Origin of the sequence: Reyranella sp., assembly GCF_965279465.1 — a bacterium.
Classification (GTDB): domain Bacteria; phylum Pseudomonadota; class Alphaproteobacteria; order Reyranellales; family Reyranellaceae; genus Reyranella.
In genome coordinates this window covers 7180361-7200948 of the sequence record NZ_OZ257242.1, presented here as the reverse complement: position 1 = coordinate 7200948, position 20588 = coordinate 7180361, and the positions used below count along the sequence as shown (strand labels likewise).

16 protein-coding genes and 1 tRNA gene are annotated in these 20588 nt (G+C 65.8%); 11 read left to right on the top strand and 6 right to left on the bottom strand.

Going from position 1 to position 20588, the window contains the following annotated elements:
• Positions 1-5: 5 nt before the first annotated feature.
• A complete protein-coding gene (tldD, locus tag ACQY8M_RS35085) occupies positions 6-1451 on the bottom strand; it encodes a metalloprotease TldD (RefSeq protein ID WP_428666419.1) in 1446 nt (481 codons plus the stop codon).
• A 104-nt stretch (positions 1452-1555) separates the two neighbouring features.
• Between tldD and ACQY8M_RS35080 the strand changes: the two genes are divergently transcribed.
• Positions 1556-2389: an NAD(P)-dependent oxidoreductase gene (locus tag ACQY8M_RS35080; RefSeq protein ID WP_428666416.1), complete on the top strand. Its 834-nt coding sequence runs from the start codon at positions 1556-1558 to the stop codon at positions 2387-2389.
• 9 nt (positions 2390-2398) lie between these two features.
• Here ACQY8M_RS35080 and ACQY8M_RS35075 read toward each other — a convergent pair whose 3' ends face one another.
• From ACQY8M_RS35075 to ACQY8M_RS35065, 3 genes are all read right to left on the bottom strand, one after another.
• On the bottom strand, positions 2399-3370 hold the full coding sequence (locus ACQY8M_RS35075) for a zinc-binding dehydrogenase (RefSeq protein WP_428666414.1): 972 nt from the start codon (positions 3368-3370) through the stop codon (positions 2399-2401).
• A gap of 119 nt (positions 3371-3489) precedes the next feature.
• Positions 3490-4236: an FAD-binding oxidoreductase gene (locus ACQY8M_RS35070; protein WP_428666411.1), complete on the bottom strand. Its 747-nt coding sequence runs from the start codon at positions 4234-4236 to the stop codon at positions 3490-3492.
• Positions 4237-4580: 344 nt separating this feature from the next.
• A complete protein-coding gene (locus tag ACQY8M_RS35065) occupies positions 4581-6122 on the bottom strand; it encodes an AMP-binding protein (RefSeq protein ID WP_428666408.1) in 1542 nt (513 codons plus the stop codon).
• Positions 6123-6235: 113 nt separating this feature from the next.
• On the opposite strand from ACQY8M_RS35065, the gene ACQY8M_RS35060 reads away from it, so the two are divergent.
• The 9 genes from ACQY8M_RS35060 to ACQY8M_RS35020 all read left to right on the top strand — a co-directional run bounded on the left by ACQY8M_RS35060 (position 6236) and on the right by ACQY8M_RS35020 (position 15423).
• Positions 6236-6322: transfer RNA gene (locus ACQY8M_RS35060), tRNA-Leu, on the top strand.
• Between the two features lie 180 nt (positions 6323-6502).
• Positions 6503-7510 carry a hypothetical protein gene (locus ACQY8M_RS35055; protein ID WP_428666405.1) on the top strand — a complete coding sequence of 336 codons (1008 nt, stop codon included), beginning with the start codon at positions 6503-6505 and terminating at the stop codon, positions 7508-7510.
• Positions 7511-7599: 89 nt separating this feature from the next.
• Complete coding sequence (gene hpnA, locus ACQY8M_RS35050) at positions 7600-8613, top strand: hopanoid-associated sugar epimerase (protein ID WP_428666403.1); 1014 nt, start codon at positions 7600-7602, stop codon at positions 8611-8613.
• Positions 8610-9770 (top strand): glycosyltransferase, encoded by a 1161-nt coding sequence (locus ACQY8M_RS35045; protein ID WP_428666401.1) that lies wholly within the window; start codon positions 8610-8612, stop codon positions 9768-9770. Before hpnA ends, ACQY8M_RS35045 begins: the two co-directional genes overlap by 4 nt.
• Positions 9767-10651: a squalene synthase HpnC gene (gene hpnC, locus ACQY8M_RS35040; protein ID WP_428666398.1), complete on the top strand. Its 885-nt coding sequence runs from the start codon at positions 9767-9769 to the stop codon at positions 10649-10651. The genes ACQY8M_RS35045 and hpnC overlap by 4 nt, the downstream gene beginning before the upstream one ends.
• The gene (gene hpnD, locus ACQY8M_RS35035; RefSeq protein WP_428666395.1) at positions 10651-11496 is read left to right on the top strand and encodes a presqualene diphosphate synthase HpnD; all 846 of its coding nucleotides are present in this window, start codon (positions 10651-10653) and stop codon (positions 11494-11496) included. The genes hpnC and hpnD overlap by 1 nt, the downstream gene beginning before the upstream one ends.
• On the top strand, positions 11496-12779 hold the full coding sequence (hpnE, locus tag ACQY8M_RS35030) for a hydroxysqualene dehydroxylase HpnE (protein WP_428675578.1): 1284 nt from the start codon (positions 11496-11498) through the stop codon (positions 12777-12779). The genes hpnD and hpnE overlap by 1 nt, the downstream gene beginning before the upstream one ends.
• Positions 12776-14728 carry a squalene--hopene cyclase gene (gene shc / locus ACQY8M_RS35025; protein ID WP_428666392.1) on the top strand — a complete coding sequence of 651 codons (1953 nt, stop codon included), beginning with the start codon at positions 12776-12778 and terminating at the stop codon, positions 14726-14728. Before hpnE ends, shc begins: the two co-directional genes overlap by 4 nt.
• The gene (locus ACQY8M_RS35020; RefSeq protein WP_428666390.1) at positions 14725-15423 is read left to right on the top strand and encodes a phosphorylase; all 699 of its coding nucleotides are present in this window, start codon (positions 14725-14727) and stop codon (positions 15421-15423) included. The genes shc and ACQY8M_RS35020 overlap by 4 nt, the downstream gene beginning before the upstream one ends.
• Here the strand turns inward: ACQY8M_RS35020 and hpnH are convergent.
• Entirely contained in the window at positions 15334-16494 is a 1161-nt protein-coding gene (gene hpnH / locus ACQY8M_RS35015) for an adenosyl-hopene transferase HpnH (protein WP_428666387.1), read from the bottom strand. The two genes, ACQY8M_RS35020 and hpnH, sit on opposite strands and share 90 nt — an antisense overlap.
• Positions 16495-16506: 12 nt before the next feature.
• The gene (ispH, locus tag ACQY8M_RS35010; RefSeq protein ID WP_428666384.1) at positions 16507-17466 is read right to left on the bottom strand and encodes a 4-hydroxy-3-methylbut-2-enyl diphosphate reductase; all 960 of its coding nucleotides are present in this window, start codon (positions 17464-17466) and stop codon (positions 16507-16509) included.
• Positions 17467-17938: 472 nt separating this feature from the next.
• On the opposite strand from ispH, the gene ACQY8M_RS35005 reads away from it, so the two are divergent.
• Complete coding sequence (locus tag ACQY8M_RS35005) at positions 17939-20557, top strand: MMPL family transporter (RefSeq protein ID WP_428666381.1); 2619 nt, start codon at positions 17939-17941, stop codon at positions 20555-20557.
• The last annotated feature ends 31 nt before the right edge of the window (positions 20558-20588 follow it).

The following is a 20588-nucleotide window of genomic DNA, read 5'->3' as shown; positions in this document are numbered from 1 at the left end:
AGGCTTCAGGTCGCCGTGCCGCCCACCGTCAGCGCGTCGATCCGCAGCGTCGGCTGGCCGACGCCGACCGGGACGCCCTGACCGTCCTTGCCGCAGGTGCCGATGCCGGGATCGAGCGACATGTCGTTGCCGACCATGCCGACCTTGGTCAACGCCTCGGAGCCCGCGCCGATCAGGGTCGCGCCCTTGACCGGCCGGGTGATCTTGCCGTCCTCGATCAGGTAACCCTCGGTCACGCTGAACACGAACTTGCCCGACACGATGTCGACCTGGCCGCCGCCGAAGTTGGCGCAATAGAGGCCCTTCTTCACCGAGGCGATGATCTCCTGGGGATCCTTGTCGCCGCCCAGCATGAACGTGTTGGTCATGCGCGGCATCGGCGCATGGGCATGGCTCTGGCGGCGGCCGTTGCCGGTCGGCTTCACGCCCATCAGGCGGGCGTTCATGCGGTCCTGCATCAGCCCGACCAGGCGACCATCCTCGATCAGCACGTTGCGCTGGGTCGGCGTGCCCTCGTCGTCGATCGTGAGCGATCCGCGGCGGTCGTTGAGCGTGCCGTCGTCGACCACGGTGACGCCGGGCGAGGCGATCATCTCGCCCATCAGGTGGCTGAACATCGAGGTCTTCTTGCGATGGAAATCGCCCTCCAGCCCGTGGCCCACGGCCTCGTGCCACAGCACGCCCGACCAGCCCGAGCCCAGCACGACCGGCATCTCGCCGGCCGGCGCCGCGACCGAGTCGAGGTTGACCAGCGCCTGGCGGATCGCCTCGTCGGCCTCGCGCTTCCAGTAGTCGGGTTGGAAGATGTCGCCGTAGGCGGCGCGCCGGCCGGAGCCGGTCGAGCCCGATTCCATGCGGCTGCCGTCGGCGCAGACCACGCTGACGTTGAGGCGGACCAGGGGACGCACGTCGGCGGCACGCCAGCCACCGGCGCGGATGATCTCGACCACCTGCCAGGAGGCGGCGAGCGAGATCGAGACCTGCTTCGCCTTGGGCTCCTTGCCGCGCACGTACGCGTCGATCTCCTGAAGCAGCTTGACCTTCTTCTCGAAACCCTCGCCGTCGATCGGATTGTCGTCGGCATAGAGCAGCCGGTTGGTGCCGTGCGGCGACTCGTTCGAAGTACCACCCTTGCCGGCGCGTACCGCCTTGACCGTGTCGGCCGCCCGCCTCAACGCTTTCTCGTCCAGGGCGGAGGCATGGCTGAAGCCGGTCACCTCGCCCGATACCGCGCGCAGGCCGAAGCCCTGAGTGGTGTCGTAGGAGGCGCTCTTCAGCTTGCCGTCGTCGAACGCCAGGCTCTCGCTCTGGACATATTCCAGGAACAGCTCGCCATCGTCGCAGCCCTTGAGCGCCTCGTCGACCGTCTTGCCGGTCTTGCGCAGATCCAACGCGCCCTTGCTGAAAAACAGCCGGTCGGCGGTCGCAAGATGGTTGATGTCCTTTGCCATACGATTACCCCTTATGCGTCCTCCTAAGTTGGGCGTTGGCTGGCATGTGCGCAAGCGCGGCGCTGTGCCATTGTCGAGCCATGAACGCCGTCGGAATTCTCGGCTTGGGCAATATCGGACGCGCCGTCGCCGCCAATCTCGCGGAGGCCGGCTTCGACGTGACTGCCGTGCGCAGGGCCAGTGCGGTGGACTTTCCCCGCCTGGTCGACAGCCCGGCTGAACTGGCGCGCGAGAGCGATGTCGTAGTCGTCGCGCTGGCGAGCGAAGAGGCAATGCGGTCCGCCTATCTCGGCGCCCAGGGGCTGGCGGCCGGGGCGCATCCGGGTCTGGTCACGATCGACATGGGAACCTTCCCCGTTCCCCTGAAACGTGAGCTCGCCGATGCGCTCGCCCCCAGGGGAACAGCGATGCTCGATAGCCCGGTGAGCGGCACGCCGCCCGTGGTCCGCGCCCGCGAGGCGGTCTTGTTCGTGAGTGGCGACGGGGCGGCGATCGAGCGTTGCCGGCCGGTCCTCGCTGCGATCTCGCCAAACTTCCGCGCAGTCGGTGCGTTCGGCGCCGGCATGGCGGTGAAGTGGGCGGCCAACCTGCTGGTCGCCGTCCAGACCTTCGCGACCGCGCAGGCCATGCTGCTGGGCACGCGCTCGGGCATGGATCCGCAGGTGCTGATCGAGGCGATCGGTGCGAGCTTTGCGAGCAGCCCCGTGTTCCGCTCGCGCGCGCCGCTGATGGCCGAAGGGCGCTACCAGCCAGCCCTCGGGCCAGCCCACGTCTTCCTGAAGGACCTGGGCTACATCGATGCCGAGTGCCGGCGGCTCGGCACCGTCGCGCCGCTGATCGGGCCTACCCTGGAATGGTATGCCCGCCTGATCGAGGCCGGGCGCGGCAACGACGAGGGGGCCGCGATCTACGAACTGCTCAAGGACGCGCGACCGTGAAAAGGCCGGTCAGACCACCAGGACGATCTTGCCGAAGTGGGCGTTGGCTTTCATGTGGGCCAGCGCCTCGGCCGCCTGGGACAGCGGGAAGGTCCTGTCGATCGGCAGGTGCAGCTTGCCCGATTCAATGGCCGGCCACAGGTCGGCGCGGGCGGACTTCACGATCGCGCGGACCTCGTCGGGCGAGCGGGTGCGGAAGGTGACGCCGATATAGTCGATGCGCTTCAGCGCATGCAGGTCGAAGTTGAACTCGCCTTTCATGCCGCCCAGCCGGCCGACATTGACGATGCGGCCCAGGATGGCGGCGGCTTCCATGTTCTGGTTCATCACGCCGGCCGAGACCTGGTCGACGATCAGGTCGACGCCCTTGCCCGCGGTCGCCTCCTTGACCTTCTCCGGCCACTTGGGATCGGTCGTGTCGATCGCCACGTCGCAGCCGAAGTCCTTGAGCTTGCCGCGGCGGCCCTCGTTGGTCGAGCTGCCCATCACGATCGAGGCGCCCATGTGCTTTGCGATCTGCATGCCGAGCAGGCCGACGCCGGACGAGGCGCCCTGAATCAGCACCGATTCGCCCTTCTTGAGCCGGCCGGCGCCAACCAGCGCATTGTGCATGGTCTGCACGGCGACCGGCATGCAGGCTGCCTGCTCGTAGCTCATGTTGTTGGCGGGGATCTTGTGGGCGCGGCCCGAGTCGGTCACCGCGTATTCGGCGAAGCCGCCGGCCGCGGAGCTCATCACGCGGTCGCCCGGCTTGAAGTCCTTCACGTCGGCGCCGACTGCCTCGACCTCGCCGGCGCATTCCAGCCCGACGATGGTGCCGGTGCCGCCCACCGTGCCGTGGCGATGGCCCGAGGCGACCGCAAGGTCGGCCCGGTTGAGCGACGCGGCCTTGACCTTGATCAGGATCTCGTTGGCCTTCGGCGAGGGCGTGGGGGCGTCGGTGTATTGGACGCCTTGCTCGGTGACGACGGCGGCTTTCATGGTGGTCTCCCTGAAACTGGAGGCCAGCCATAGCACGTCTGCTCGGCGCTGGGCTTGGTCAGATTGCCCAAGCCGGCGACCGCAGCGTTCGAGTGCCAGAACCTTCTGCCGCGGTTGGATCAGCCGGGCGGTATGTTTGCATTGACGCGGAACAGATTGCCCGGATCGAACTTCGCCTTGAGTTGCCGCAGCCGCTGGTAGTTGTCGCCGAACGAGGCGCGCACCTTCTCCGGCAGGTCGTCAGCGGCAACATGGTTTATGTAGACGCTGCCCTTCAGATGGGACTCGACCCGGCTCCAGGTGTTGCGCACCCAGCCGATGTGTTTCGCGGACTGCGCGCCTTCGGCCCATTGTCCGATGGCATGGAAATCCCATTGCGCCCGCCGGGCCGAGAAGGCGGTCTCGGTCGCTGGAACGTGCGCGCCAGTGCCGTGCAGGTAAAAGAGGATCAAGGAACTTGCTCGGTGAAGGCCGATCGCCAATAGCGATGGAGACCGTGCTCTGCAATCGGGACGTCGAGCATCGACTGGCGAGCACAATAGGCCATGGGTGCTACGAGATCGGCGAGTGGCGTACCGAACCGACGGGCAGGCGCGAGGGCCTTTTCCGTCGATGGGCCCGCTGTAGCCCAGGAGCAATGCCGCCACCGGCATCCCTTCCGGCGACGTCAGCAAGGCCGCGTAGGCTTCGGCTTCATCCGGCAGCGTGGGACAAAAATCGCGATAGAAGCGCAAGACCGCGGCTGCCTGCTCCAGCGGGTAGAGCACCATGCCGCCCAGGACCTGGCTCACCGGATGGAGCTGGTATTCGAAAGCCGTCACGACACCGAAATTGCCGCCGCCGCCACGCAGGGCGGCGATCGACATTGCCGTTACAGACGTGCCGTGCCGTTTCGTAACCCTCCTCGCCGGGCTGAACCACCGCGCCTCGAATGCCGGAGCGCAACGCCGAAATGTGTTGCGCGCCCAACGCGGCTTGGCTTCCATTCAGTGTCATGATGTCGACCATGAGCGTGATCCCCTCGTGGACATGAAGACAACGTGGAGTCCGCCGCCAACGACGCAGTGGTTGGCGTGCCTTTGCGCTACGATACCGAGACAATGTCAAAGCCAACAAAATCACGTGGGAGCCAAGCAACTCGACCAAATCGTGATTCGATTAATATCGCCTACGCTGCATGGCGCGTCAATATTCTCGCGTAGCGCGAAGTCTAGAGGATGCGGCTCTCCCGGCCCTGCCAGTAGCGGTCGCGCAGCAGGCGCTTGTAAAGCTTGCCGGTGGGATGGCGCGGCAGCTCGGCCTCGAAGTCGATGCTGCGCGGGCACTTGAGCGTCGAGAGATTCTGGCGGCAGTAGGCGAGCAACTCCTCGGCGAGGCCCGGCCCCGCGTCCGACATGCTGCGCGGCTGCACGACGGCCTTCACCTCCTCGCCGAAATCCTCGTTGGGCACGCCGAACACTGCACAATCCATCACTTTGGGATGGTTTATCAGCAGATTCTCAGCCTCTTGCGGATAGATGTTCACGCCGCCCGAGATAATCATGAAGGCCTTGCGGTCGGTGAGGTGCAGGAAGCCGTCGGGGTCGATGTAGCCCACGTCGCCGAGCGTGCTCCAGCCTTGGGCGTTGCGCGACTCGGCGGTCTTCTTGGGATCGTTGTGATACTCGAACTGCCGGCCGCCGGCGAAGTAGACGGTGCCCGGCTCGCCCGGCGGGACCTCGACGCCGGCATCGTCGCATATGCGGAGCTCGCCCACGACCGCGCGGCCGACCGTGCCCTTGTGGGCCAGCCATTCGGCCGAGCTGCAGATGGTCAGGCCGTTGCCCTCGGTGCCGCCGTAATACTCCCAGATGATCGGCCCCCACCACTCGATCATCTTCTCCTTGACCGGGATGGGGCAGGGTGCGGCGGCGTGGATTGCGCAGCGCAGCGAGGAGACGTCGTATTTCAGCCGCACCTCGTCGGGCAGCTTGAGGAAGCGCACGAACATGGTCGGCACGAGCTGCGTGTGGGTGATGTGGAACTTCGGCACCAACCGAAGGAATTCCTCGGCGTCGAAATGCTCCATGATCACCGACGTGCCGCCGAGCTTCATCACCGTCATGTTGAAGCGCAAAGGCGCCGCGTGATAGAGCGGCGCCGGCGAGAGATAGATCGTCCGCTCGTCCATGGCGTAGAGCTTGCGGGTGATCTGCAGCAGCGGGTTGTCGGCGTCGATCGGCTGCGGCTCGATCACCGGCAGCACGCCCTTGGGCCGGCCGGTGGTGCCCGACGAATAGAGCATATCGTGCCCGGCAGTCTCGTCGGCGATCGGCGTCGCCGGCTGCGCGGCGACGGCATCTTCCCACGACTCGTAGCCGTCGAGGGGCCCACCGATCGAGTAGCGGTTCGCCACGCCCGGCATCGAGGTCGCGACCTCGGCCGCCTTGTCGGCAAGGGCGGTCGAGGTGACGAACAGCCTGGCGCCGCAATCGTTCACGATGTACTCGACCTCGGCCGCGGTGAGTCGCGAGCTGATTGCGGTGTAGACCAGGCCCGAGCGCTGTGCGCCCCAGCAGATCTCGAAGTAGCGCGGGTTGTTCTCGAGGAAGATCGCGATATGGTCGCGCGGTTTCAGCCCGAGCGAGCGGAACAGCTGCGCGATGCGGTTGGATTGCTCGTCGAGCTGGCGATAGGTCACCGTCTCGCCGGTGGCGGCCATGATGTAGGCGGCCTTGTCGGGATGCGTCTTGGCGTGGATCGAAGGATGCATGACGGGCGGTATATGAGCGGAGGGGGCAGCCGCCCGCAAGCATCGGTCGTCGTGCCACCTCCATCGTTGACCGCGCCCGGGCCATCGGCTTTATTCGGGGTGCACCTCAGCGTGCCCCCGTGGCGGAATTGGTAGACGCGCCTGACTCAAAATCAGGTTTCCTCACGGAAGTGTTGGTTCGAGTCCGACCGGGGGCACCATCGCTGAAAAGCAAGCCGGCGGGCGTTTGATCTTCGAAGATTGGACGAGTACGTCAATGGGCGGCGTTACGGTGGAATATGGCTGGTTGGCGGTCGGTGTCCGGCCGCGAGCGACATCGAGTTCGGGAACAAAACCTGCAGAGACCCAATGACGACTCTCATGTCGAATGGCAGCGGAAAGTGAGTGCCGACGTCGGCAATGGCCAGGTGAGAGAGATTGAAGAGATACTATCGGCCTTCATTCCCACTCAGCGCCCTGTGGAGCCCGTCACACCCGAAACCCTCACGGCGGCCCACCGGATTTCTCGGCAGTGGACCAGCTCCGAGGCTGGAACGCTGCGCGCGGGCACCCCGGCCCACAGGCGCGCGCTTTGCGCCATGCTCGGCGAAACGTTCAACCCCTATCGACCTTCGGTCATTACTTGGCCTGAACTGGACGCGGAGCAGCTGCAACGTTTGAAGGCTCTGCCGATCTGGGACATCGCGGTTCAAACCGAGGGAAGGGCGCAGCTGCGCTTTGCCGCTTATGCCAACTCGCTTGCAGATGCCGACTTGCGGGCGGCGATTCTGTTGAATGCCTGGGAAGAGAACCGCCACAAGCAAGTTCTTTCCAAGCTGGTTGTAGCGTACGGGATCAACCTGGCTGAAGAGCCACCCTACGAGCCGCCGCGCGACGTGGAATGGGCATTCCTGGTGACCGGATATTCCGAGTGCATCGACAGCTTCTTTGCGTTCGGTCTCTTCGACCTGGCGCGGCGCTCGGGTTTTTTTCCGATGGAACTGGTCGAGACGTTCGAGCCGGTCATTCAGGAGGAATGCCGGCACATCCTGTTCTTCGCCAATTGGTTGGCTTGGCATCGCGCGAACCTGCCCTGGTGGCGGCGTCCGTTCTTTGAGCTTCGCGTCGCCGCCGTCTGGATCCATATCGGCTGGCTACGCGCACGATTGGCCCGGACCATGTCGCCGGCTGGCAAGAGCGGGATTCCCGATCCCAACTTCACCCTTCACGGCGCCAAGTCGGTCACTCCCATCGACCTTGGATTTCGGGATCTCGTGGCGCTCTGCCTGACGGAGAACGACCGTCGCTTCGCAGGCTACGATAGTCGTCTGGTCAGGCCGACCACCATACCAAGCCTGTTCAGATTTATGCTCGGTATCAGCAAAATCTGGATGCGGCCGAAGCGATAATTGAGAGGGACGAGGCCGCCGCCGCGAATTGCGAACCTGGCGGATATTGTCATACTCCGCCGACCTCGCCGTGCCGGAGGCAATTCTACATGACTGCATCCCTGCTGCCGGGCGAGCTCACGCTCGTTACTGGTGGGTCGGGCTTTCTGGGCTCCGCCGTCGTGCGTGCGCTGATCGCGCGGGGCGCCCGCGTGCGCGTGCTCGTGCGTCCGACCAGTCCACGCGGCAACCTCTCCGGACTGGGCTGCGAAGTGGTGGTCGGCGATCTCACCGACAGGGAATCGCTGAAGGGCGCCCTGAAGGATGTCCGCTACCTGTTTCATGTCGCGGCGGACTATCGCCTGTGGGCGCGCGATCCGTCGGCCATCATTCGCGCGAACGTCGAGGGCACGCTGAACCTCAAGCGTGAAGCGTTGTCGCAGGGCGTCGAGCGCATCGTCTATACCAGCAGCGTCGCCGCGCTCAGGGTCGCGGGTGCCACCCATCCGGTCGACGAGACCGCGGCGCTCGCGCCGGACGAGGCCATCGGTGCCTACAAGCGTAGCAAGACCATGGCGGAGCGAGCGGTCGAGGAGATGATTCTGCGCGATGGCTTGCCCGCCATCATTGTCAGCCCGACTACGCCCATAGGGCCGCGGGATATCCGGCCGACTCCGACTGGCCGCATCCTGCTCGACGCGGCGCGCGGGCGGATTCCGGCCTTCGTGGACACCGGGTTGAATTTCGCCCACGTCGACGATATCGCCGCCGGTCATCTGATGGCGTTCGACCATGGCCGCATCGGCGAGCGCTACATCCTGGGAGGTGAGAACCTGTCGCTGCAGGATTTGCTGGGCACGGTCGCGCGCGCCACCGGGCGCAGGATGCCGCGCATCAAGCTGCCGCGCGGGCCACTGTTTCCGTTGGCAGCTGCCGCCCAGGCGTTCGCTCATCTGACGGGGAGGGAGCCGCTGCTTACGGTCGACGGCCTGCGCATGTCGAAGCATCGCATGTTCTTCACGTCGGCGAAGGCCGAACGCGAACTGGGCTACCGAAGCCGTCCGTATCAGGAAGGCGTGACCGATGCACTGGCCTGGTTCCGCCATGCCGGCTATCTCACATGAGCGCGTGGACGGCGGTTGGCCTTTCCGCCCTGGTCATCTGGCTCTACCTGCTCGCCGGCCGGGGCGGCTTCTGGCTGGCACGCGTGCGTGACGACATGGCGGTGGCCGCATCGCCCGAGCGGTGGCCCGCCGTGGTGGCAATCGTCCCGGCGCGCAACGAGGCGGACGTCATTGCGCAATCCGTGCGCAGCCTGCTCGCTCAGGACTATCCCGGACCGATTCGCATTGTCGTCGTCGACGACGGCAGCAGCGACGGCACCGCCGCGGTGGCACTGCAGGCGTCGACGGCGAGCACGAGCGGGCGGGCCTTCGACGTCATCTCGGGAGCGGAGCTGCCGTCCGGATGGACAGGTAAGTTGTGGGCTCTGGAGCAGGGTGTGCGACACGCGAAGGCCGGCGGCGCGATCGACTATTTCCTGCTGACCGACGCCGACATCGGACATGCGCCCGACAATCTCAGGGCTCTCGTCGCGCGCGCCGAGCATGAGGGTCGCGTCCTGGTCTCGCTGATGGCCGAACTGTCGTGCACGACCTGGTCGGAGCGGTTCCTCATTCCAGCCTTCGTCTTCTTTTTCCAGATGCTTTATCCCTTCGGCTGGGTGGCCCAGACCGATCGCAAGATGGCCGCCGCCGCCGGCGGATGCATGCTGGTCAAGCGCGTTGCCCTGGAGCGGGCAGGCGGGATTGCCGCGGTGCGCGCCGAGATCATCGACGACTGTGCCCTGGCCCGCCGCTTGAAAAGGCAAGGGCCGATCTGGCTGGGGCTCACGCGGCGCGCCAAAAGCTTGCGCCCTTACGGCGGCTTTGTCGCGATCGGTCGCATGGTTTCGCGATCGGCCTATGCTCAGCTCGGCTATTCCGCATTCGTGCTAACGGGTACCGTGGCCGCCATGGCCCTGATTTACGTCGCGCCGCCGCTAATTGCCTTGGTCGCCGAAGGACCGGCTCGATGGGCAGGCTTGGCTGCCTGGATGGTCATGGCGCTGTCGATGCAGCCCATGCTGCGTTTCTATCGGGTATCGCCGATCTGGGGGCTGGTGCTTCCCGCCATGGGTGCGGCTTACACGCTCTTCACCGTACAGTCGGCTTTCGCGGTCTGGCGCGGCCGCGGCGGGCTGTGGAAGGGACGCGTCCAGGCCATCAAGGGCGGTGCATGACGGAGACCACCGACTTCGCGTCAGGCAAGGGTCACCGGGATGAGAACTTTCCCGTGGCCTCGCGCCTTGTAAGGGCCGAGCTGCGCCCGGCGATCCTGGCCTTTTATCGGTTTGCGCGCGCGGCGGACGACGTGGCCGACCATGAAACCGCGGATGCCGCACAAAAGCTCGCGCAGCTCGACCGCCTGGAGGCGGGGCTGCGCGGCGAACCCGGCGCCAGCCCCGAAGGCAATGCGCTGCATGCCAGCCTGAAGGCACGCGGACTCACGGACCGCCATGCGCTCGATCTTCTGGTGGCCTTCCGGCGTGACGTCACCCAGCGGCGCTATGCCGATTGGGCTGAGCTCATGGACTACTGCCGCTATTCCGCGGCGCCGGTCGGTCGCTTCGTCCTCGACCTGCACGGCGAGCCGCCCAACCTATGGCCGCTCAATGACTCGCTGTGCGCCGCGCTCCAGGTCATCAATCATCTGCAGGATTGCGCCAAGGACTATCGTACCCTCGACCGGGCCTATATCCCGCTCGATGCTTTCGCTGCCCGTGGCCTGACGGTCGCATCGCTTTCCGACCGACAGGCCGTGCCGCCGCTGCGCGATGCGATCTCCGCTCTTGCGCAACGGACCGTCGGGTTGCTCCATCAGTCGCGACCCTTCGCCGAACGCATCGCCGATCGGCGGCTCGCGCTGGAAGTCGGTGTCATCCAGGCGCTGGCGGAAGATCTGGCGCTTCGTCTGACTCGGCGTGATCCGCTGTCGCAGCGTGTCCATCATCATGCCGTCGAGGCCTTCGCACTGGCGCTGCGTGGCGCTCTCGGCGTGATGGGCAAACGCTTCGGCCGGATCTTCCGTGCCAACCAACCCGGCTTGCACGGCAGTTCGTGATGACCAACGTCGGCCCGCTCGATGCCGCCCAGTTCAGAACGCAGGTCTCGGGCAGCTCCTTCTACGCGGCCATGCGCGTCATGCCGAAGGCCGAGCGGGAGGCCATGTTTGCAGTCTACATGTACTGCCGGCTGGTCGACGACATCGCCGACGATGGAACGCGGCCGCGCCCCGAACGTGCCGCCGCGCTCGCCCGCTGGCGCGAGGATCTCCAGGCGCTCTATGCTGGCCGTCCGGCCGGACAGGCCGCCTTCCTGCAGGGTCCGGTGCGCGATTTCGGCCTGAAGCAAGCAGATTTTCTAGGCGTGATCGACGGCATGGACATGGATGTCGAGGCCGATATCCGCGCCCCCGACCTCGCGACCCTCGATCTTTACTGTAGTCGTGTGGCCGGCGCTGTCGGCCGCCTATCGGTGCGCATCTTCGGCATGGACGAAGGACCCGGCCACGAGCTTGCGCATCGACTGGGCGATGCCCTGCAATTGACCAACATCCTGCGCGATCTCGACGAGGACGCAGCCATCGGGCGCCTGTACCTGCCGCGTGAATTGCTGACGCAAGCCGGCATCGACACCACCGATCCGGTCGCCGCCATCGCCGACCCGCGCGTGGATCGCGCTTGCCGGGCCCTGGCTGCCGTGGCGCTCGATCATTTTGCCGCGGCCGACCGGCTGCTGCGGTCCCGCCCGCGCGGCCGCCTGCTGGCACCACGACTGATGGCGGCGGTCTATCGCGCGTTGCTGCAGGATATGCTGGCTGTCGGCTGGGCGCCGCCGCGCCGACGGGCGCGCATCGGCAAGCCGAGATTGCTCTACCTCGTCGCGCGCGCGAGCCTGTTCGGATGATGCCAACGACCGGGCTGGCCCGCCCGCCGGCACGAGTCCATGTCATTGGCGCCGGATTGGCCGGATTGTCGGCGGCGGTGGCTTTGACTGACCGCGGCGTTCCCGTCGTTGTCTCGGAAGCGGCAAGGCAGGCTGGCGGGCGCTGCCGATCCTTCCACGACGGCGTGCTCGACATGGTGATCGACAATGGCAATCACCTCGTGCTGTCGGGCAATACCGCGGTCCATCGTTACCTGCGGGCGATTGGCGCGGAGGGCCGGTTGACAGGCCCCGACCGGGCGGAATTTCACTTCTTCGACCTTCAATTGGGCGAGCGCTGGACCCTGCGTCCGAGCGACGGTGCTTTGCCCTGGTGGATCCTCGATCCGGAACGGCGAGTGCCGGGCACGCGCCCTCGCGACTACCTGGCGCTGCTCACCCTGCTGCGCCGTCATCCCGGCCGGCGCATCGACGAAGTCATCCGGTGCGACGGTACTCTGTGGGACAAATTCCTGCGGCCCGTGCTTTTGTCCGCCCTGAACACGGCACCGGAGGAAGCCTCGGCCGATCTCGCCGGCGCCATCGTGCGCGAAACATTCGCGAAAGGCGGGCGCCACATACGCCCTCTCGTCGCTACGCCAAGCCTCGCCGCGGCATTCGTGGACCCCGCCCTTTCGCGGCTGGAGCGTGGCGGGGCGGACATCCGATTCGGCCGTCCGCTGCGTGCCATGCGAATTGACGGAGACAAGGTGCTCGGCTTGACCTTCGACGATGGCGAAGAGACGCTGGCGCCACAGGACAGGGTGATCCTTTCGGTGCCGCCCTGGATCGCCCGGACTCTGTTGCCCGGGATCAGCGCTCCCGATGCGTTCCATGCCATCGTCAACGCGCACTTTCGCATCGTTCCACCGACAGAGGCGGTAGCCATGGTCGGCTTGATCGGCGGCACGGCGGAATGGGTCTTCGCCTTTCACGACCGATTTTCCGTCACCGTCAGTGCCGCAGACCGTCTGATTGATCGCGAGACCGAAACCCTGGCCTTGCTGCTGTGGCGCGACGTTGCGATCGTCCACGGGCTGACGGGTCCGGTTCCGCCCCACCGCATCGTCAAGGAGAGGCGCGCCACGTTCTCGGCGACGCCGGCCCAGGCCTCGCAGCGGCCCTCCGTGCGAACCGCGTGGACCAATCTTTTCCTGGCAGGCGACTGGGTCGATACCGGCCTGCCCGCGACCATCGAGGGCGCACTGCGTTCGGGCGAGGCTGCTGCCTCCCTCGCTTTCGGCACCGGGATGGCCGGCCGATGACCAGCTCGAGACTTGTCGACGGCATTGAAGGCGACATAGACCGCGCCGCAAAGGCGCTGCTGCGCCAGCAGCGCGCGGACGGGCACTGGGTCTTCGAGCTGGAGGCGGATGCGACCATCCCCGCGGAGTACGTCCTCCTGCGTCAATATCTCGGTGAGCCGGACGAGCTCGAGCTGGAGCGCAAGATCGGTGTCTATCTTCGCCGCATCCAATGCGACCACGGGGGCTGGGCGCTGTTCCACGGTGGTGCCTTGGACATCAGCGCGTCGGTGAAGGCCTATTTCTGCCTGAAGATGATCGGCGACAGTCCCGATGCGCCGCACATGGCCAAGGCCCGGTCAGCGATCCTGGGCCATGGCGGGGCAGGGCAGGTCAATGTCTTCACGCGCATCCTGCTGGCGCAGTTTGGCGAGCTCTCGTGGGCGCACGTACCGACAATGCCGGTGGAAATCGTGCTGCTGCCGCGCTGGTTCCCCATCCATCTCTCGCGGATGTCCTATTGGGCGCGCACCGTGATCGTGCCCCTTCTCGTCCTGGCCGCGTTGCGCACACGTGCCCGCAATCCGCGCAAGGTGGGCATCCCGGAGCTTTTCGCCAAGCCGCGCCCGAAGGTAACCAACAAAGCGGGGCATCAGCATCGCGGCTGGGCTCTGTTCTTCAACGCTCTTGACCGGGTGCTGAAGGTGGCCGACCCGTTGTGGCCGAAATCCCTGCGCCGCCGCGCCATCGACCGCTCGGTGGCGTTCGTGAAGGAGCGGCTCAACGGTGAAGATGGGCTGGGTGCGATCTATCCCGCCATGGCGAACACCGTGATGATGTTCGACGCGCTCGGCTATCCGCCGGAGCATCCCGAGCGCGCCATGGCCCGCCGGGCGATCGACCGGCTGCTGGTGGTCCGCGAGGACGAGGCCTATTGCCAGCCCTGCGTCTCGCCCGTCTGGGATACTGCGCTGGCGAGCCACGCGCTGTTGGAAGTGCAAGGCGAGGAGGCTTCAGCCGCCGCACGGCGCGGGTTGGACTGGCTGCGGCCCCTCCAGGAGCTGGACGTCAAGGGCGACTGGGCTGAACGACGTCCTGATGTGCGCCCCGGCGGGTGGGCCTTCCAGTACCGCAATGCGCACTACCCGGATCTCGACGATACGGCGGTCGTCGTCATGGCGATGGATCGCGCGCGGCGCACGCTTAACGCAGGCGAGGCGGCTCCCGCGGGCGACGTCGCCGCAATCGCCCGCGGCGCCGAGTGGATCGCAGGGCTGCAGAGCCGCAACGGCGGTTGGGCCGCTTTCGACGCCGACAATGTCGATCATTACCTCAACAACATTCCCTTCGCCGATCACGGCGCCCTGCTCGATCCTCCGACCGCCGACGTGAGCGCGCGTTGCGTCGGCATGCTGGCCCAGCTTGGCGAGCCGTCGAGCAGCCCCGTCATGCGTGCCGCGCTCGACTACCTCGAGCGTGAGCAGCTGGCGGATGGAAGCTGGTTCGGCCGATGGGGCGTGAACTACATCTACGGCACGTGGTCGGTGCTTTGCGCCTTGAACGCGGCCGGCCTGGAGTCGACAGCGCCGACCGTGCGCAAGGCGGCCGACTGGCTGATCTCGATCCAGAACCAGGACGGCGGATGGGGCGAGGATTGCACGAGCTACAAGCTCGACTACCGCGGCTATGAACCCGCGGCTTCCACCGCCTCGCAAACCGCCTGGGCGCTATTGGGGCTGATGGCAGCGGGGGAAGTCGAACACCCCGCCACCCAGCGCGGCATCGCCTGGCTACGGCAAACCCAGGATGAGACCGGGCTTTGGCGGCAGGATGCCTACACCGGCGGCGGCTTTCCGCGCGTCTTCTACCTGCGCTACCACGGCTATCCGAAATTCTTTCCGCTGTGGGCGTTGGCGCGTTACCGCAATCTGCTGCGCGCCAACACCCGCCGTGTGGGCTACGGCATGTGACGATCCTGGCGGTCACCGGCCTGCAACGCGAACGGCGCCTGGTGGCCGGCCCGGGTGTCGAGGCGGTCGCGGGCGGCGGCGATCATGCGCGACTGGCAGCGACGCTTGATCGTCTCGCTTCCGGCATGGACGGCATCATCAGCATCGGAATCGCGGGCGCCCTGGCACCGGGATTGCGACCCGGCGAGTGGGTCGTGGCAACAGCCGTCCACGCGGGCGGTGGGGCGATGCCGACCGACCGAGACTGGACCGATCGTCTTGTCTCTCGCCTGCCGCAAGCCGAGCGGGGCCTGCTGCTCGGCAGCGACGAGATGGCGGCGACTGCGGCTCACAAGGCCGATCTTTATCGGACGACCGGCGCGGTGGCTGTCGACATGGAATCGCACATCGCGGCCCGGATCGCCCGGCGCCACGGCCTGCCCTTCGCCGCGGCGCGCGTCATTTCCGATGCGTCGCATCGAACGCTTCCGCCGGCGGCGCGCGTCGGCATGCGCCCAGACGGCACAATGGACCTGCCGGCCGTGCTGAGATCCCTGCTTGCCAATCCCTGGCAGTTGCCGGCAATGATCCGCACCGGCCTCGAGGCAGAGCGGGCCTTTCGCGCCTTACTCCGCGGGCACCGCACCTTTGGGGCGCGGCTTGGCGCCGGTCTTGGCGGCCCGGATGTCGGCAAGCTTTCGTCCGACGTGGTCTGAGAAGACGAACTCGGCGCGCCGCTGGCCTTCCAGGGAGATGTCCTTCGCCATCGGACCGTCGGTACGCACGCCGCGCATTGCGACGGTCAGCGCCTGCAGGGGGTGCTGGAACATGTCCTTCACGGCCGAGGCCTCGAAGCCGCAATGGACCATACAGTCGGCGCACTTCTCGTACTTGCCGACGCCATACTTGTCCCAGTCGGTATCATCCATGAGCTCACGGAACGTCTTCGCATAGCCCTCGCCCAGCAGGTAGCAGGGCTTCTGCCAGCCGAAGACGGTGCGCGTCGGGTTGCCCCACGGCGTGCACTGATAGCTTTTGTTGCCGGCGAGGAAGTCGAGGAAGTTGATCGACTGGCTGAAGGGCCATTTGCGGCCGCCGTCCCCGCGCGCCAGGATGCCGCGGAACAGCTCCTTGGTCTTCGTACGGTTCAGGAAGTGCTTCTGGTCCGGCGCACGCTCATAGGCATAGCCGGGTGAAACGGTCATGCCGTCGAGCCCGATCTCCTTCATCTCGTCGAAGAAGGCGGCGACCGCGGCGGGATCAGCATCGTTGAAGAGCGTGCAGTTGATGCTGACGCGGAAGCCCTTCGCCTTGGCCAGCCGGATCGCTTCGACGGCTTTATCGTAGGTGCCCTGTTGGCAGACCGACTTGTCGTGCATCTCCCGGTTGCCGTCGAGGTGGATGGACCAGGTGAAGAAGGGATGGGGCTTGTAGTCGTCGATCTTCTTGGCGAGCAGCAGGGCGTTGGTGCAGAGGATCACGACTTTCTTGCGGGCAAGATAGCCATCGACGATCTTCGGCATCTCACGGTGCAGCAGAGGCTCGCCGCCGGCGATCGACACGACAGGGGCGCCGCATTCGTCAATTGCCGTCATGCAATCGTCGTAGGACAGCCGCTGATCGAGGATCTCGCTCGGATAGTCGATCTTGCCGCAGCCGGCACAGGCCAGGTTGCACCGGAACAACGGCTCGAGCATCAGCACCAGCGGATAGCGCTTGCGGCCGCTGAGGTGCTGTCGAACCAGATAGGTCCCGATCCGGGCGGCCTGATGGAGAGGAATTCCCACGATGCCGCTCCTTCACCTGCCCGATGACGCGACGGCCTTGCGCGGGGCCGGCGTTCGCAGCTCGGGGGGCAAGCGAAACTCGATATCTTCGCGGACGCCGTCCATCTGCTCGACCTCGACGTCGCTGTGGCGGCGCAGGGATTCGATGACGTTGAGGACCAGTTCCTCCGGCGCAGACGCGCCGGCGGTCAACCCTACGGCCTGCACGCCGTCCAGCCACGCTGGATCCAGCTCGCTGCCGTCGGCGATCAGGTAGCTGGGCACACCCTGCTCGACCCCGATCTCGCGCAAGCGGTTGGAATTCGAGCTGTTGCTGCTTCCCACGACCAGCAGCAGGTCCACCGTCTCGCACAGTTCCCGCACTGCCGATTGGCGATGCTGCGTCGCATAGCAGATATCCGAGACGTCCGGCCCTTCGAGGTCGCTGAACCGCGCCTCGAGTGCGGTGATCACGCCGCGCGTATCGTCGACGCTGAGCGTCGTCTGGGTGACGTAAGCAACCGCCGCATTGTCCGGCAACTCGAGCCGCGCGACGTCCTCGACTGAAGAGACGAGGTGAACCGGCGCACCGACCTGGCCCATGGTTCCTTCGACCTCGGGATGGCCCGCATGGCCGATCAGGATCAACGTCCGGCCACGCGTCACGTATCTCTTGCCCTGGGCATGGACCTTCGACACCAGGGGGCAAGTGGCATCCAGTACCGGAAGACCGCGCGATATCGCCTCGTCGATGATCGACTGGGCGACTCCATGGGCACTGAAGATCGTCACCGCACCATCGGGAATTTCTTGCAGATCTTCAACGAAGACGGCGCCCATTCGCTCCAGCCGCTCGACGACATGCCGATTGTGCACAATCTCGTGGCGGACATAGACCGGAGCGCCGAATTTCTCGAGCGACCGCTCGACAATCTGGATTGCGCGTACGACGCCCGCGCAAAAACCTCGAGGTTGAGCCATCAAGACACGCATCTAGACATACTCCTCACGTGACGGAAGCCACAGCGTGTTCGGAATTCGCAGGGGCTGTCTCGCGATGTGCATTCGTCTGCTTACCCTAACTCGGCAGACAGGCAACGCTGCAGGACAGGTTTGCAGACGTGGCTTATTGTCCGCTACTGTGCGGTTGGCTGCAAGCCTTCGAAGGCATAGATCGGGCCAAGCGGCGCGACCCAATGCACACTGAGCCAAGGAGGGCTGCCGGGATTCGCGCGCCGTGCTGGAAGTGAGTACGACTCTATCTTTGGCGATGCGATCTTCGTGACACCGATCACAAGGGGCCGATTCTGCTGCATGTCGTGATCCACGAGGGAAACGGCTACCTAAGCCCTGGCCCGAAATCCTGCATTAAATTGTTTGCCAATGGCTTGATGGATATCGGAATTGCCGAGCGGCATGCTGTCGCTTTCGCTGTAGGCAAGGGACGTTACCGGCGAATTTGTCCATGTTGACATCGTTGATCGGTCGTATCGTCGCGGCCAGTGCACGCCATCCTCTGATCGTGCTGCTTTTCGCTGTCGTCCTGACGGCGGTGGCCTTGGTCTACTCGTCGCGACATTTCGCCATGACGGCCGATACGGCCGAGCTGATCTCGACGAAGCACGAGTGGCGGCAAAGAGAACTGGCATACGAAGCGGCATTTCCGTCGCTGCAGAAGCTCACCGTCGTGGTGATCGACGGTGCGACAGCGGAACTCAGCGAGAGTGCGGCCGCGCGACTGGCCGCCGCACTCGCCGGCAAGCCCACTCTGTTCAAGAGCGTGCGCCGTCCTGATGGCGGGCCGTTTTTCGATCGCAACGGCCTGTTGTTTCTCGCACCGGACAAGGTGAAGGAGACAATGGAAGGGCTCCTCCGTTCCCAGTTCCTGCTCGCCACGCTTGCGGCTGACCCCTCGCTCCGTGGGGTCTTGGCGACAATCACGGCAACCTTGCAAGGAGTGAGTCACGGTCAGGCCAGGCTAGGCGACATCGAGCCGTTGATGAGCGCGCTCGCCGCGACGTTCGAAAAGGCGTTGGCCGGAGAAGCGGCTTACTTCTCCTGGCAAGCCTTGATGGCGGCGGACGCGGTGGGCGAACCTGCCGCGCGGCGACAATTCCGCCGCGTCCTGCTGGTCCAACCCGTGATGGACTACACCCAACTGCAGCCCGGTGCGGCGGCGAGCGATGCCGTCCGAGCCGCTGCCCGGTCTCTCGAACTCGATCCTTCGCATGGCGTCAGCGTACATCTGACGGGACCGGTGCCGCTCGGCGATGAGGAGTTCGCGTCACTGGCCGAGGACTGGCACCTGGTGGCGGCGGCGATGGTCGTTTCACTGTTGGGCATCCTGTGGGTGGCAGTCCATTCTGCACGGGTGGTGTTCGCGATCGTGGTGACCACGGTGATCGGCCTGATCATGACGGCTGGGATCGGGCTGCTCGCGACAGGACGTTTCAACCTGATTTCCGTTGCGTTCATTCCCCTGTTCGTGGGGCTGGGCATCGATTTCAGCATCCAGTTCAGCGTGCGCTTTCTGGCCGAGAGGAACTTCCATCCGGAGCTCAGGGTCGCCCTGACCGAAGCCGGCTTGGGAGTGGGGCGGCCGCTGGCGCTGGCTGCCGCGGCCATAGGCGTGGGCTTTTTCGCGTTTCTACCCACCAGCTACATCGGCGTGGCCGAACTCGGCGTCATTGCCGGCCTTGGCATGGCCATCGCGTTCGGCTTGAGCATCACCCTTCTGCCGGCATTGCTCAGCCTGGCTCGGCCGGCGCCTGGCGGCATGCGCGAGGTCGGATATCACAGCCTCGCGCCGGTCGAAGCTTTCCTCGGCCATAACCGGCGGATCGTTCTGGTGATCGGGCTTCTTGTCGCGGTCCTGTCCGGGGCACTGCTTCCTTTCGTGCGCTTCGACTTCGATCCCCTCCACCTCAAGAGTCCAACCGTGGAATCGATGGTCACCCTGCGGGCACTGACGTCCAATCCCGATTGGACGCCCAATACGATCAACGTTCTCGCGCCGTCGCTTGCCGCGTCGGCACCGATCATGCGCCGCCTGGCCGCTCTGCCTGACGTTTCGCGAGTGGTCACGCTCCAGAGCTTCGTTCCGGCGCAACAGGACGAAAAGCTCGCGCTCATTCATGCCGCGGCGGCACGCCTCGGTCCGGCTCTTCGGGCGGTTCCGATGATGCCGCCATCGGACCCGGAGCTGCAACAAGACCTCGCTGCTGCTGCTGCGGCGCTTCGGCAGGCCGCCGCGGGCAGCCCGACAGATTCGGCGGCGGGCCCAGCGCGGCACTTGGCGGAGGCGCTGGACCGACTGCAGCGAGCGGCCCCCGACGTGCGCGCGGCAGCAGCGGAGGCGGTGGTGATGCCGCTCGGCGTCATGCTCGAGCGCGTTCGCGCGCTCTTGCAGGCAGGGCCGATAACGTCTGAGTCGCTTCCGGCCGATATCGTCGCCGACTGGATCGCCAAGGACGGCCGGGCCCGCATCCAGGTCTTTCCGCAGCCAGGCCGGGAGGACGAGGGAGCGCTGTGGCGATTTGCCCAAGCAGTTCAGGCAGACGCGCCCGACGCGACGGGTGTGCCGATTTCGATTCGCGCGGCAGGCGACAGTGTTGTGGTGGCATTTCTGCAGGCAGGCCTGTATTCCGCAATTGCCATCACGCTTATCCTCGCGGTGGTGCTGCGCCGGGTGCGCGACGTGATCCTGACCATGGTGCCGGTGCTGCTGAGCGGCCTTTTGACATTCGCTACGTGCGCGGTCCTCGACCTGCCCCTCAACTTCGCGAACATCATCGCCCTGCCACTGCTGTTCGGTGTCGGCGTCGCCTTCAACATCTATTTCGTGATGGCGTGGCGGGCGGGTGAAACAGCGCCGTTGCAGTCCAGCTTGATGCGCGCCGTCCTCTTCAGTGCTCTCACCACGGCGACGGCGTTTGGCGCTTTGTGGCTGTCGAGCCATCCAGGGACCGCCAGCATGGGCAGGCTGCTGATGATCTCGCTCGGCTGGGAGCTGCTGGTGACCCTGTTGTTCCGGCCCGCTCTCCTTGCCCGCCCGCCAGCACAGCATCCGTCGGCACGACCGTGACGCGACGTGGCCGTTGGCTCGTGCTTGCGGG